At 69.2% G+C, this 13,758-nt stretch carries 10 protein-coding genes; 8 read left to right on the top strand and 2 right to left on the bottom strand.

The window, feature by feature from the left end:
• Positions 1-125: 125 nt before the first annotated feature.
• Positions 126-2,351 (bottom strand): alpha-N-acetylglucosaminidase, encoded by a 2,226-nt coding sequence (locus tag AC3WTD_RS00290; protein WP_235642491.1) that lies wholly within the window; start codon positions 2,349-2,351, stop codon positions 126-128.
• A 121-nt stretch (positions 2,352-2,472) separates the two neighbouring features.
• Positions 2,473-3,543 carry an acyltransferase family protein gene (locus AC3WTD_RS00285; RefSeq protein WP_027493292.1) on the bottom strand — a complete coding sequence of 357 codons (1,071 nt, stop codon included), beginning with the start codon at positions 3,541-3,543 and terminating at the stop codon, positions 2,473-2,475.
• Between the two features lie 206 nt (positions 3,544-3,749).
• Between AC3WTD_RS00285 and AC3WTD_RS00280 the strand changes: the two genes are divergently transcribed.
• From AC3WTD_RS00280 to ilvC, 8 genes are all read left to right on the top strand, one after another.
• On the top strand, positions 3,750-4,457 hold the full coding sequence (locus tag AC3WTD_RS00280; protein ID WP_492612663.1) for a TetR family transcriptional regulator: 708 nt from the start codon (positions 3,750-3,752) through the stop codon (positions 4,455-4,457).
• A 256-nt stretch (positions 4,458-4,713) separates the two neighbouring features.
• On the top strand, positions 4,714-6,348 hold the full coding sequence (locus AC3WTD_RS00275) for a 2-isopropylmalate synthase (protein ID WP_492612662.1): 1,635 nt from the start codon (positions 4,714-4,716) through the stop codon (positions 6,346-6,348).
• On the top strand, positions 6,345-7,346 hold the full coding sequence (locus tag AC3WTD_RS00270) for a branched-chain amino acid transaminase (protein WP_492612661.1): 1,002 nt from the start codon (positions 6,345-6,347) through the stop codon (positions 7,344-7,346). The genes AC3WTD_RS00275 and AC3WTD_RS00270 overlap by 4 nt, the downstream gene beginning before the upstream one ends.
• Entirely contained in the window at positions 7,343-8,755 is a 1,413-nt protein-coding gene (gene leuC, locus AC3WTD_RS00265) for a 3-isopropylmalate dehydratase large subunit (RefSeq protein WP_492612660.1), read from the top strand. Before AC3WTD_RS00270 ends, leuC begins: the two co-directional genes overlap by 4 nt.
• 175 nt (positions 8,756-8,930) lie before the next feature.
• A complete protein-coding gene (leuD, locus tag AC3WTD_RS00260; protein ID WP_051257604.1) occupies positions 8,931-9,575 on the top strand; it encodes a 3-isopropylmalate dehydratase small subunit in 645 nt (214 codons plus the stop codon).
• Positions 9,572-10,669 carry a 3-isopropylmalate dehydrogenase gene (leuB, locus tag AC3WTD_RS00255; RefSeq protein ID WP_492612659.1) on the top strand — a complete coding sequence of 366 codons (1,098 nt, stop codon included), beginning with the start codon at positions 9,572-9,574 and terminating at the stop codon, positions 10,667-10,669. The genes leuD and leuB overlap by 4 nt, the downstream gene beginning before the upstream one ends.
• Positions 10,670-10,930: 261 nt before the next feature.
• A complete protein-coding gene (ilvD, locus tag AC3WTD_RS00250) occupies positions 10,931-12,652 on the top strand; it encodes a dihydroxy-acid dehydratase (RefSeq protein ID WP_492612658.1) in 1,722 nt (573 codons plus the stop codon).
• A gap of 91 nt (positions 12,653-12,743) precedes the next feature.
• Positions 12,744-13,757, top strand: coding sequence for a ketol-acid reductoisomerase (gene ilvC, locus AC3WTD_RS00245; RefSeq protein WP_027493285.1), 1,014 nt, complete (start codon positions 12,744-12,746; stop codon positions 13,755-13,757).
• Position 13,758: the final 1 nt, after the last annotated feature.

Raw genomic sequence — 13,758 nt, 5'->3', positions numbered from 1 at the left:
CGCAAACAACCGGCGCGGCACACCACCTCGAAACATTGCAGGGCGCGCCATCCAATCCGTGATGCAGTGCGTCATACACGATAGGCGACTGCCTGTGCCTGCAACGCCCTGCACGGATTGCAGCCTCACGGCCTGCAGGTTCCGAGCCGCCGCGCCACGTCGGAGGCCAGTTGCCACGGATCGCCCTGTGGCGTCGTTGACTCCAGCTTTTGCGAGGCCGCCCAGGCATATTCCATCGCGTACCAGTCGATCGGTTCGGGCGGCTTGCCGGTCGCCAGCGACTGCTCCAGCGATGCGAAGAAGCGCCGCCAGCGCGGTTCATACAGGCCGCTCACCAGGCCGGACAATTCGCGGTTCGCGTAGTCGTGCAGGCCGCCGCGGTCGGCACCGCCGCGATCGCCCCAGATGGTGACGAGCGTGCGCTGGTCGTATTCGAACTGCGCTGCCTCGGCGGCATTGCCGGCCGCCGCACGCGCGGGCGCCAGCCAGTTGCCGAGCAGGAAATGCGGATCGCTGGCGAGCAGGCGGTCGAGCAGGACCATGTCACCCAGCCATTCGGCGTCGAGGGCGTGCAGGCGTGCGGCGTCCTCCGCCTCGTAGGCCGCCTTGACCCGTGGCAGCAGCACGCGGGCGTGGTTGACCAGCGCCTGCCGCGCGACGTCCACCACGTCGTGGCGGTAGGCGCTGGTGGCACGTAGCGCGGGCGCCACCTGCAACAGTTCGCAGATGGCTTGGTCGAAATGCCCCGCGTCGTAACGCATCGCCTTCGGCGACCAGCTCGCCGCCGTGGCCACGTCCCGCGAAGGGCGCGCTTCGAACAGGCTGTCCTGCGGCTCCGAGTCGCCGTCCGAGGGCATGGCGTAGGCGGTTCCGCCGAGGATGTGCCACGCGGCCTCGGCATGCGCGTCGGCGCCGCCGTAGCGGCTGTCGGCATAAGCCTTGAACCATGCAGCTTCATCGTGCGGCACCGGCTCCCAGGCCAGCGCAGTGAACAGCGCGAACGCCGCCGGGTCGATGCCGCTGGCCTCCGGCATCCAGGCGATGCCGCGCAGCGTGCTTCCCGGCTTGTCGCGCCACGCGGCGAACCGCTCGAGCCACACGCCGGCATTCGCGCCAAGCGTGCTGTGGCCGCCGAAGTTGGGAATGCTGCCGAAGGCGTATGGCGCGCCGTGCCAGTCCTTCTCGCGGTCCAGCCCGTCGTAGCGGTCCGACAGGCCGTCGACGATCAGCAGGCTCCGGCGATCAACCGCGTCGATCACCGCCGGCAGCGGGTTGTGCTGCCAGCCCAGCAGTACCCAGCGCGCGCCCGGATGCGCGGCCTGTAGCGCCTTCATCACGCCGTGCACGGCATCCGCCACCGGCACGTTGCCGGCGCGGCCGCCTTCGTGCAGCAGGTCCATCTTGTACATCGTGCCGTCGCCGAACAGCACGCGCTGCCGACGATAGAAATCCGCCGCGACCTTCGCGTAGAGCGGATCGCGCGGGTCGAGCCAGCCTGGCCGCGTGAACCCTGCCCACTGGCCCTGCGACACCACGTTCGCACCGGGATGCTTCGCCGCGAAGCCGTCGGGCACGGTGCCGAAATAGCCGGGGAATACCGGCGTCATGCCCAGCGCGCGCAGGCGCGCCACGATCTTCTGCGTCAGCGCCACACGCCGTGCGTACTGTCGCGGCGACATTGGTGCATCGAAACCGGACATGTTCTGCAGCAGCCACCACGGCTGGTGCGCGGCGGCGGGAATCCACGCACGCATCTCCGCGTCGCTGTAGCCGAAATCCTGGAAGGTGCGGCGGTACACCTCTTCCGTGCCGACCGGCATGAACACCTCGTCGATGCCGTGTAGGGCGAGCAGGTCGATCTTGTGTTCCCATGCCGGCCAGTCGAGATAGGCGTTCGAGTAGCCGTCGTCGGTGTCATTCAGCGCGTAGCGATCCGGCACGACGGCACGGTGTTCTATAGGCGAGGACGGCGCCGGCAACGTGGCCGGCAGGCGCGAAAGGCTATCGCCAGGCCAGCCGATGCCGACGTGTGCCACCTGCTCCAGGTACGTTTCCACGCCGGTCAGGATGATCGCAGGCGAGGTGCCCGCCACCACGATGTGCCCCGGCGCGCCACTGATACGGAAACGATCCGCACCCTGCCCGCGATCCAATGCGACGAGGGCGAACTGCGCCTGTTGCTGCTGCAGCAGGCGTTGCAGGGCCGCCCGTGCCGGCGCAGTGTCGAAGACCGGTTGCGCAGATGCGGCGGCGCGCCCGCCGCAAGGCCACGCCAGGCACATCCCAAGCACCAGCATCGCCCATGCCCGATTACCCAGTTTTACGTCACGCGCGGCGCTTTTTTCACGCATGTTCGGAATCCCGTTTTCATATCGCGCACCGCCGACGCGCTGCACGCCCCTATCCAGCCCAGTCACGCATCGAGCCGACGGAGACAGGCGCGCCCCACGGGTCACGGAGCAAGCACACCGTTCACAGCTTCAGATAGACATGCCGCCGATCCATCGCATACACGATCAACCACCACAGCGCCACGAACGCCAGCCCGAACGCCAGCGAAGCGACGCGCAGCCCGGCCAGCGGTGCGATCCAACTGGCGAACAGATGCTGGTAGATCGACTGCTGCCAGCCCATGGCCGGCAGCACAACCAGCACCAGCTCGGATCCGGCGTAGGCGGCGATGGCGTTGACGCCGAAGCGACGTCCCCAGGCTGGCCAGCCGCGCACGTCCACCAGCCAATGAAACACAAGCATGGCAAGCATCGCCCATCCCCCCGTCCACAGCACGAAGGATGGCGTCCATAGGTTCTTGTTCAACGGAATCCACTGCGACCACAGCCAGCCCAGCGCCACTGCGGCCGCACCCGCCATCAGCAGGAACCCGAGCTTGCGCGCGCGCAGCCACACGCCTGCACACAGACCAAGCAAGCTGCTGGCAATGGCGGGCAAGGTGCTGAGCAAGCCTTCGGGATCGTGCACCTGGCCGGTGATCGCGTTGGTTTCCCACACATGGCGACCGAATACTGCACCGTCCACGTGATCGACGATGCTGTCCCATTTCGCCAGCGTGCCCCTGGAGAGCAGCAGCGCGGTGTAGCCGGCAAGCAAGGCCACGATGGCGATCCACCAAGCTCGCCTTGGCGTGTAGACGGCCATCATTGCCGTCACCGCGAAGCACACGCCGATCCGCTGTAACACGCCTGGCCAGCGCAGCTCGTGGCCGGGCGGCCACCAAGCCGCCAGCGCATTGAGCGCCACCCCCAGCGCAACGATGCGAAGGGCCCGCCGCAACGCCGCGTTGCGCAACGACGCAGGCGCCACGCCTTGCTCCAGCCGCGGCAAGATCGCCAGCGCCACCGATACGCCCACTAGGAACAGAAAGAACGGAAACACCAGGTCGGCGGGCGTACAGCCATTCCATGCGGAATGACTCAACGGCCAGAACACGTGGTCCCAGCTGCCGGGACCGTTGACCAGCAGCATGCCGGCCACGGTAATGCCGCGCATGGCGTCGATGGAGGGAAACCGCTTAAATGAGCCCATGTGAACCCGCGTGTCGTCGAAATCGGGAAACACCACCCGCACAAATCCGGCTGGCATCAAGGCTTCCGTCGGAATACCGCCAGTGCCACCGAACCTTCTGTCTTGTGCGCACCGGGCTTGCATCGCTCAAGCGAGCGTAAACGTTCCCATGGAAACCTGCAAAGCGGTGGTGCCGCATGCGATGCAACCGAAGCGCGGTCCCACCCGTGGACCGTTACGAATCATTGCCGGCCGAACGGATCCGCTTCTTGCCGAAAGGGTTCTCGAACCACGCGGGCTCAACCATCACGACTCAGGCCAGTATGTCCGGCAGCGTCGCGGTGATGACCGCCATCGCCGCCCGCGCCGGCGCAGCGATCGGCTCCCTGTACCAGTTCTTTCCCACTAAAGAGGCGCTGACGGAAGCGCTGCAGGAGGACTGCACCGGGGCGCTGTTCCAGCAGCTGGAGACACTGCAGGCACAGGCCGAAGGGAGGGACATCGACTGGCTGGCCGCCTTCCTTGTCGCGTTCCGCTGGCGTCATCCGGTGCTCGCGGTGCTGGTCGACCCCGTGTCGATACCCTCCGGTCACAGCATGGCCATCCGCCGTCGCCTGCGGGCCGAGCTGCAGGCCTTGCTGGGTCGCTACCTGCCGCGGCTGTCGCCCGGTGCGCTGCGTGCAGCCACGGTGGTCGTGCAGCAACTGATGAAAGCCGCCGTAGCGGTGAATGCAGAGCCTGGCCTGTCGGGCCGCAAGGCGGCGCTGGAGCAGCTGAAAACCATGTTGCGCCTCTATTACTGCACGCCATCGCCGCGCACTGAAGACCACACGCGGGCGTATCGTTCAGACGTCCAGCCGTCCGTATCACGTTTCCGCAGCGTCAGGAAAAATTTTCATGAGAAAATGGTTGACACCCACGACCGGCTGCCGTAGGGTCGACTACATGCCGCAGCGCAACAGCCACCGCCGCACCGCCGAAATGACCCGTCCCGCGACGGGCGCCGGCCTGCTGCGGCTTCGCGGCACGCTCATTATTACCCTTGTACTCGTACTCCTTATTACCAACGGAGGTGCGGGCTGAGGGCAAGTGTCCAGGTAGCTAGAAAAACCTGAAAACACCCGAAGAACCCCGCACCCGGTGACGGATGCGGGGTTTTTTTGTGCCTTCGGCGCCGCCCACAGCGGAGCCATGATGAAAACCCCCGACCAGCAAAGCGGCCCCGCCAGCGACGACGACGTAGTCGCCGGACGCGTGCGCATCTTCGACACCACCCTGCGCGACGGCGAGCAGGCGCCGGGTTTCTCGATGGACCGGCGCGCCAAGCTGCGCATGGCGCAGCAGCTCGAGGTGCTCGGCGTGGACGTGCTCGAAGCCGGCTTTCCGCAGGCTTCCCCGGACGATTTTGCTGCAGTCGCGCAAATCGCCGGGGCGTTGCAAGGCACCACGGTGTGCGCGCTGGCGCGCTGCCAGGACGGCGACATCGACAGCGCCGCCCGTGCGCTCGAAGCGGCCCGCCATTCGCGCATCCACCTGTTCCTGTCGACCAGCCCGCTGCATCGCGAGCACAAGCTGGGCATGAGCAAGGCGCGGGTGCTGGAGACTGCGGCGCGTGCGATCGAGCGCGCCCGTGGGCTGTGCCACGAGGTGGAATTTTCCGCCGAGGACGCGCTGCGCACCGAACCCGAGTTCCTCGCCGAGGTGTTCAGCGCCGCGGTCGCCGCCGGCGCCAGCACGCTCAACGCGCCGGACACGGTGGGCTACACCACGCCGACCGAGATCGTCGAGCTGTTCGAGTACCTGCGCCGCCACGTCGTGGGCGCGGAGCGGGTGGTGTTCTCCAGCCACTGCCACGACGACCTCGGCATGGCGGTGGCGAACAGCCTGGCTGCGGTGAGCGCCGGCGCACGCCAGGTGGAATGCACCATCAACGGCATCGGCGAGCGCGCCGGCAACGCCGCGCTGGAGGAGGTGGTGATGGCGCTGAAGGTGCGCGCGCCGCACTTCGGCGTGGATACCCGCATCGACACCCGCCAGTTGTACCCCGCCTCGCGCCTGCTGGCCGAGCTGACCGGCCAGGCGGTGCCGCGCAACAAGGCGATCGTGGGCGCCAACGCGTTCGCCCACGAATCGGGCATCCACCAGCACGGCATGCTCAAGCACCGCGGCACCTACGAGATCATGCGGCCGCAGGACGTCGGCATCGCCGAGACGAAGCTGGTGCTGGGCAAGCACTCCGGCCGCGCCGCGCTGCGCCAGCGCCTGCAAGCACTGGGCCACACGCCGGACGACACCGCGCTGGACGACATCTTCGGCCGCTTCAAGACGCTGGCCGACCACGGCCGCGAGCTGCACGACGAAGACCTGGAAGCGCTGGCGCTGGGCCACGACCCGCACGCCGGCGGCCCGTGGCAGCTGGTGCAGCTGCACGCCAGCTCGCACCTGGGCGGCAGCGCGTCGGCCTCGGTGAAGCTGGCCCACGACGACGGCCGCGAGGTCGGCGAGGCGGCGATCGGCGACGGCCCGGTGGACGCAGTGCTGCGCGCGATCGAACGCGCCACCGGCACGCCGCTGGCGCTCACCCGCTTCCAGATCGACGCGCTCGGCGAAGGCGCCGACGCCCAGGGCCACGCGCAGCTGAGCGCGCGCCACGCCGCGCGCGACTGGCGCGGCCACGGCAGCAGCACCGACATCGTCGAGGCCGCCGCGCTGGCCGCGCTGGTCATCGTCAACCGGATCGAACGCCAATCCACGTTGCACCTACAGACCAACAAGCGGCCTTCCATGGCCGCGCGCCCGGACGCGCACAAGGAGACCACCGCATGAACACCCCATTCGTCTGGCACAACGGCCGCATCAAGCCGTGGGCCGAGGCCAACGTCCACGTCAGCACGCACGCGCTGCACTACGGCTCCTCCGTGTTCGAGGGCGAGCGCGTCTACGCCACGCCGCGCGGTCCGGCCTACTTCCGCCTTGCCGACCACACCCGCCGCCTGTTCGAGTCGGCCCGCGTCTACGAGATCGACGTGGGCTACAGCGAGGACGAGATCAACGCCGCCTGCCTGGAGCTGATCCGCGCCAACGCGATGCCGTCAGCCTACGTGCGGCCGATCGTGTTCCGCGGCGCCGGTGGCCTGGGCGTGCTGGCGAAGGACGGCGCGCCGGTCGAGGTGGCGCTGATGGCGATGGCCTGGGGCGCCTACCTGGGCGAGGCGGCCGAACGCGGCGCCGACGTGTGCGTGTCGTCGTGGCACCGCCCCGCGCCGAACACCATCCCGAGCTGGGCCAAGGCCGGCGGCAATTACCTTTCGAGCCAGCTGATCGGGCTGGAGGCGCGCCGCAACGGCTACGACGAAGGCATCGCGCTGGGCCACGGCGGCCTGCTCAGCGAAGGCGCCGGCGAGAACGTCTTCCTGGTCAAGCGCGGCAAGCTGCTCACGCCGCCGTCCAGCGCCGGCATCCTGGCCGGGATCACCCGCGACAGCGTGCTCGCGCTGGCCGCCGACCTCGGCATCGCGGTGGAAGAACGCGAGCTGCCGCGCGAGGCGCTGTACTCGGCCGACGAGGTGTTCATGACCGGCACCGCCGCCGAAATCACCCCGGTGCGCTCGGTCGACCGCAAGGTGATCGGCAAGGGTGCGCCCGGCCCGATCACGCAACAGCTGCGGCAGGCGTTCTTCGGCCTGTTCGACGGGCGTACCGAGGATCACCACGGCTGGTTGGCCATGGTCAGTGCGGTCATCCCTGACCGCGAAGATCAAGAACCGGCCATCCATGGCCGGACTCCTCATCAACAGCCTGCCCCCATGGAGGCATCGGCATGAGTGCGCGGACGCTCTTCGAGAAAATCTGGGACGCCCACGTGGTCGCCGCCGAGACTGCCGACACGCCGGCGATCCTCTACGTCGACCTGCACCTGGTGCACGAGGTCACCTCGCCGCAGGCGTTCAGCGAGCTGCGCGAGCGCGGGTTGAAGCTGCGTCGGCCGGATCGCATGCTGGCCACGCTGGACCATTCCACGCCAACCCTGCCCGCGAACGCCGACGGCAGCCGTCCCTACGCGAACGCCGAGGCGCAGGCGCAGGTCGCGCAGCTGGAACGCAACTGCCGTGAATTCGGCGTCGAGCTGCACGGCTGGGACAGCGCCGAGCGCGGCATCGTGCACGTGATCGGCCCCGAGCTGGGCGCCACGCAGCCGGGCATGACCATCGTCTGCGGCGACAGCCACACCTCCACCCACGGTGCGTTCGGTGCGCTGGCGTTTGGCATCGGCACCACCGAGGTCGGCCACGTGATGGCCACGCAGTGCCTGCTGCAGCGCCGGCCGAAGACCATGGCGATCCATGTGGACGGCCAATTGCCCGCCGGCGTCGGCGCGAAGGACCTGATCCTGCACATCATCGGCAGCATCGGCGTCGATGGCGGCACCGGCCACGTGCTGGAGTACCGCGGCGCGGCGATCGAGGCGCTGTCGATGGACGAGCGCATGACCGTCTGCAACATGTCGATCGAGGCCGGCGCCCGCGCCGGGCTGATCGCGCCGGACGAGACCACGTTCGAATGGCTGCAGGGTCGCCCGCGCGTGCCGCAGGGCGCGGCGTGGGACGCGGCGGTGGCGCAGTGGCGCACGCTGAAGAGCGACGACGGCGCGCACTACGACCGCGAGGTGCGCATCGACGCCAGCGCGGTGAAGCCGACTGTCACCTACGGCACCCATCCGGGCATGGCGATCGCCATGGACGCGCCGGTGCCGGCCGCCACCAATGCGCAGGAGCGCCGCGCACTCGACTACATGCAGAGCAAGCCCGGCCAGCCGATGCAGGGCACGCCGGTGGACGTGGTGTTCGTCGGCAGCTGCACCAACTCGCGCCTGTCCGACCTGCGCGAAGCGGCGCGCGTGCTGCACGGCCGGCACATTGCCAGTGGCGTGCGCATGCTGGTGGTGCCCGGCTCCGAGTCGGTGCGCCGCGACGCCGAGCGCGAAGGCCTGCACCACGTGTTCACCGCCGCCGGCGCCGAGTGGCGCGTGCCCGGCTGCTCGATGTGCATCGCGATGAACGGCGACCTGGCCCAGCCGGGCCAGCTGGTGGTGAGCACGTCCAACCGCAACTTCGAGGGCCGCCAGGGCAAGGGCGCGCGCACCGTGCTGGCCAGCCCGGCCACCGCCGCCGCGAGCGCCGTCGCCGGGCGCATCGCCGACCCGCGCGAGTACCTGGTGGAGGTGGCGGCATGAATACCGACCGCTGCACCTGTCGCCCTCCCCTGCTTCGCAGGGGATGGCTGGGGTGGGGTCCGCTCTTGATCTTGAAGTCAAGAGCGTTACCCCCTCACCTGAAGGACTTCCCTTCGGTCGCCAGCCTCTCCCTGCACGCAGGGGGAGGAGCAGAAGCCGCCACGAGGAAACCCGCATGAAACCCGTCACCCGCCTCCACTCCCGCACCGCCGTGCTGGCCGACGAGAACATCGACACCGACCGCATCATCCCGGCGCGCTTCCTCACCACGACCACGCGCGAGGGTTTGGGTAAGCTGTGCTTCAACGACTGGCGCTACCAGGCCGACGGCAGCGACAACCCCGCCTTCCCGCTGAACCGACCGGAAGCGCGCGGCTGCTCGATCCTCGTCGCCGGGCGCAACTTCGGTTGCGGCTCCTCGCGCGAGCACGCGCCGTGGGCATTGCTGGACTACGGCATCCACGCCGTGCTGTGCAGCGAGATCGCGGACATCTTCCGCGGCAACGCGCTGAAGAACGGCCTGCTGGCAATCGTCATCGACGAACTGGAACACCGCTGGCTGCTCAGGCACCCGGGCATCGAGCTGGCGATCGATGTGCGCGAGCAGTACATCGCGCTGCCAGACGGCGGCCGCATCCCGTTCCGGCTGGAACCGTTCGCACGGCACTGCCTGCTCAACGGCGTCGACCAGCTCGGCTACCTGCTGCAGCACCGTGACCAAATTGATGCGTTCGTCCGTGAACGCGAACGTCAAGAAGCGGCCATCCATGGCCGCACTCATCAACAAAACCCGCTTCGATCGAACGGAGTAACCGCATGAAAGCCCGTATCGTCACCCTGCCCGGCGATGGCGTCGGCCCCGAGGTCACCGCCGCCGCGGTGGCCGTGTTGAAAACCGTGGCAGCGCGCTACCAGCACGTGTTCGCGTTCGAGGAGCAGCTGATCGGCGGCAGCGCGATCGACGCCACCGGCGAACCGCTGCCGGCCGCCACGCTGGCGGCGTGCCAGTCCGCCGATGCGGTGCTGCTCGGCGCCGTGGGCGGGCCGAAATGGTCCGATCCGAACGCACCGGTGCGGCCCGAGCAGGGCCTGCTGGCCTTGCGCGCCGCACTCGGCGTGTACGCCAACCTGCGCCCGCTGCAGGTGCACCCGACGCTGGCCAACCTGTCGCCGCTGAAGAACGACAAGCTGAAGCACGTCGACGTACTGTTCGTGCGCGAGCTCACCGGCGGCATGTACTTCGGCGCGCGCACGCGCACGGCCGACGCCGCCACCGACGAGTGCAGGTACACCGTGACCGAGATCGAGCGCGTGGTGCGCCGCGCGTTCGAGCTGGCGCGCGCACGCCGCCGGCAGCTCACCTCGGTGGACAAGGCCAACGTGCTGGAGACCTCGCGGCTATGGCGCAGCACGGTGCAACGCGTCGCCGCCGACTACCCCGACGTGAAGGTCGAGCACCAGCTGGTCGACTCGATGGCGATGCTGCTGCTGACCCGCCCGAACCGCTACGACGTGGTGGTCACCGAGAACCTGTTCGGCGACATCCTCACCGACGAAGCCGCCGCGCTGGCTGGCTCGCTCGGCCTGCTGCCGTCGGCCTCGCTGGGCGAAGGCCGGCGCGGCCTGTACGAGCCGATCCACGGCTCGGCGCCGGACATCGCCGGGCAAGGCGTGGCCAACCCGGTTGGCGCGATCCTCTCCGCCGCGCTGCTGCTGCGCCACTCGCTGGGCCTGGAGGCCGAGGCGATTGCGGTGGAGTCGGCAGTGGAGCAGGTGTTGCGCCACGGCCCGCACAGCCGCGACATCGGCGGCGATGCCGGCACCGACGAGGTGCGCGACGCGGTGATCGCCGCGATCGACGACCACGCCGACACCGCCGCCGCGTTCTTCGCCGGAGCGCGCGCATGCGGCTGATGCCCTTACCCGGTTTCCCCAGCGGCCACACGGACGTGTCCGCGTTTTCTGCTGCCCCCTGCGCGCATGCGGCGCGGACGGTTCCTGCACGCCGCGATGGCGCCGACTCCCTGGCCGTCCCGTCGACCTCCCTCGCGCGCAGGGGGCGCTTTCTTATTCGCTTTCGACCGGCTTCATGGGGAGCACCCGCCCCTCACCTCAATCCTCTCCCCAAGGGGGAGAGGCGGCTAACGCAAACGGCTGTCCTCCGGAGCTTTCTTCATGCGCAGTGACCTGATCAAGAGCGGCCCCGACCGTGCCCCCGCCCGCGCCATGCTGCGCGCCACCGGCCTGGACGACGCCGCGCTAAAGAAGCCGCTGGTGGCGGTGGTGCACACCTGGTCGGACGTCTCGCCGTGCAACTTGAACCTGCGCGATCTCGCACAGGCGGCGATGGAAGGCGTGCGCGCTGCCGGCGGCACGCCGGTGGAGTTCAACACCATCGCGGTCACCGACGGCATCGCCATGGGCACGCCGGGCATGCGCTATTCGCTGGTCAGCCGCGAGGTGATCACCGACTCGATCGAAGCGGCGGTGGAAGGTCACCTGTGCGACGCGATGGTGGTGCTGTGCGGCTGCGACAAGACCATCCCCGCCGCCGCGATGGCGATGGCGCGGCTGGACATCCCGGCGGTGGCGCTGTACGGCGGCACCATTGCGCATGGCCTGCACAAGAACCGGCCGATCACCATCCAGCAGGTGTTCGAGGCGGTGGGCGCGCATGGCGCGGGCAGGATCGACGACACCGAGCTGCGCCAGGTGGAATGCGACGCCTGCGGCGGCGCCGGCGCCTGCGGCGGCCAGTTCACCGCCAACACCATGGCGATGGTGCTGACCACGCTGGGGCTGTCGCCGATGGGCCTCAACGACATCCCCGCCACCCATCCCGACAAGCGCGCCGCCGCACGCCGCTGCGGCGAGCTGGTGATGGACTGCCTGCGCACCGGCCGCACGCCGCGCGCGCTGATCAACCGCGACTCGCTGGCCAACGTCGCGCGCATGGTGGCGGCCACCGCCGGCTCCACCAATGCGGTGCTGCACACCCTGGCGATCGCGCGCGAGGCTGGCGCCGAGTGGTCGCTGGAGGATTTCCAGCCGGCCACCGAGGCCACCCCGGTGATCGCCGATCTGCTGCCCTCCGGCCGCTACACCGCGGTGGAAATGTTCGACGCCGGCGGCGCCGCGCGCGTGGCGCAGGAACTGATCGAAGCCGGCATGCTGATCGACGCGCCCACCGTCACCGGTCGCAGCCTGTTCGCGGAAGCCGCCGCCGCGCCGCGCTTCGCCGACCAGCCGGTGATCGCGCCGGTGAGCGCACCGCTGAAGCCGCACGGCGGCTATTCCATCCTGTACGGCAACCTGGCGCCGGACGGCTGCATCCTGAAGATCCCCGGCAAGCACTCGGCCGGCCACGGTGGCACCCACTTCGAGGGCAGCGCACGCGTGTTCGAGAGCGAGGAAGCCGCCTTCGCCGCCGTGCAGGAAGGCCGCATCGCGAAGGGCGACGTGGTGGTGATCCGCAACGAAGGCCCAGCCGGCGGACCCGGCATGCGCGAGATGCTCGGCGTCACCGCCGCACTGATCGGCCGCGGCCTCGGCGACGACGTGGCGCTGATCACCGATGGCCGCTTCTCCGGTGCCACCCACGGCTTCATGGTCGGCCACATCGCGCCGGAAGCGGCGCGTGGCGGCCCAATCGCGCTGCTCGCCGACGGCGACCGCATCCGCATCGACGCGCGCACGCGCGAGATCGCCACCGATGCCGACCTGGCCGCGCGCCGTGCGACGTGGCAGCCGCCCGCACCGAAAGTCAGCCGCGGCGTACTGGCCAAGTTCGCCCTGCTGGTGGGCTCGGCCTCCGATGGCGCCACCACCTCACTCACCACAACTGCACAGGAAACGCCCTTCTCCCAACGGGAGAAGGTGGCCCGAAGGGCCGGATGAGGGTACGGCACCGCCGCAGCCTCCATCGACAACCGAACCCTCACCCCAACCCCTCTCCCGACGGGAGAGGGGCTCAATCAGGAGACACCACGTGAGCCCGCAAACTTCCAACCCCCTCGCTTCATCCCGCATTGCCGTGCTCGGCTACGGCAGCCAGGGCCGCGCGCACGCGCTGAACCTGCGCGATTCCGGCCTCGACGTGGTGGTCGGACTGCGCCCGAACGGCCCGACCTGGCACAAGGCGAAGGCCGACGGCTTCAAGGTCGCCGAACCGGCCGACGCCGTGAAGGGCGCCGACCTGGTCGCCGTGCTGACCCCCGACATGGTGCAGCCCGCGCTGTACAAGGAAGCGATCGAACCGAACCTCAAGCCCGGCGCGGCGTTGCTGTTCGCGCACGGCTTCAACGTGCACTTCGGCCAGATCAAGCCGCGCGCCGACGTCGACGTGATCCTGGTGGCGCCGAAAGGCCCCGGCGCGCTGGTGCGCAGCGAGTACGAGCGTGGCCGCGGCGTGCCGTGCATCTGGGCGGTGCACCAGGACGTCAGTGGCCAGGCCGAGGCGAAGACGAAAGGCTACGCCGACGGCATCGGCGGCGGCCGCGCGATGATCATCCAGACCGACTTCAAGGAAGAGACCGAGACGGATCTCTTCGGCGAGCAGGCGGTGCTGTGCGGCGGCGCCAGCGAGCTGGTGATCAAGGGCTTCGAGACCCTGGTCGAGGCCGGCTACCAGCCGGAGATCGCCTACTACGAGGTGATGCACGAGCTGAAGCTGATCGTCGACCTGTTCTACGAGGGCGGCCTGGCGAAGATGCTGCAGTTCGTCTCCGAGACCGCGCAGTACGGCGACTACGTCAGCGGCCCGCGGGTGGTCGACGCCGGCACCAAGGCGCGCATGAAGGAGGTACTTCACGACATCCAGGACGGCACCTTCGCGAAGAACTGGATCGCCGAATACCAGGCTGGCCTGCCGAACTACAAGCGGCTGAAGCAGGCCGACCTCGAGCATCCGATCGAAGTGGTCGGCGCGAAGCTGCGGGCGCAGATGCCGTGGCTGCAGCCGAACCCGGCACCCGCCTCCGCACCGCTGAAGAAAGCTGGCTGAC

The sequence above is a fragment of the Rhodanobacter sp. FW106-PBR-R2A-1-15 genome (assembly GCF_058789735.1).
Note: the sequence above shows the minus strand (reverse complement) of the source record. Positions and strands in the feature narration are given on the sequence as shown.

Coding starts and splice junctions, on each gene's coding strand:
- AC3WTD_RS00275 (WP_492612662.1), top strand. CDS start 4,714: ATGATGAAAACCCCCGACCAGCAAAGCGGCCCCGCCAGCGACGACGAC.
- leuC (WP_492612660.1), top strand. CDS start 7,343: ATGAGTGCGCGGACGCTCTTCGAGAAAATCTGGGACGCCCACGTGGTC.
- AC3WTD_RS00270 (WP_492612661.1), top strand. CDS start 6,345: ATGAACACCCCATTCGTCTGGCACAACGGCCGCATCAAGCCGTGGGCC.
- AC3WTD_RS00285 (WP_027493292.1), bottom strand. CDS start 3,543: ATGGGCTCATTTAAGCGGTTTCCCTCCATCGACGCCATGCGCGGCATT.
- ilvD (WP_492612658.1), top strand. CDS start 10,931: ATGCGCAGTGACCTGATCAAGAGCGGCCCCGACCGTGCCCCCGCCCGC.
- leuB (WP_492612659.1), top strand. CDS start 9,572: ATGAAAGCCCGTATCGTCACCCTGCCCGGCGATGGCGTCGGCCCCGAG.
- AC3WTD_RS00290 (WP_235642491.1), bottom strand. CDS start 2,351: ATGCGTGAAAAAAGCGCCGCGCGTGACGTAAAACTGGGTAATCGGGCA.
- leuD (WP_051257604.1), top strand. CDS start 8,931: ATGAAACCCGTCACCCGCCTCCACTCCCGCACCGCCGTGCTGGCCGAC.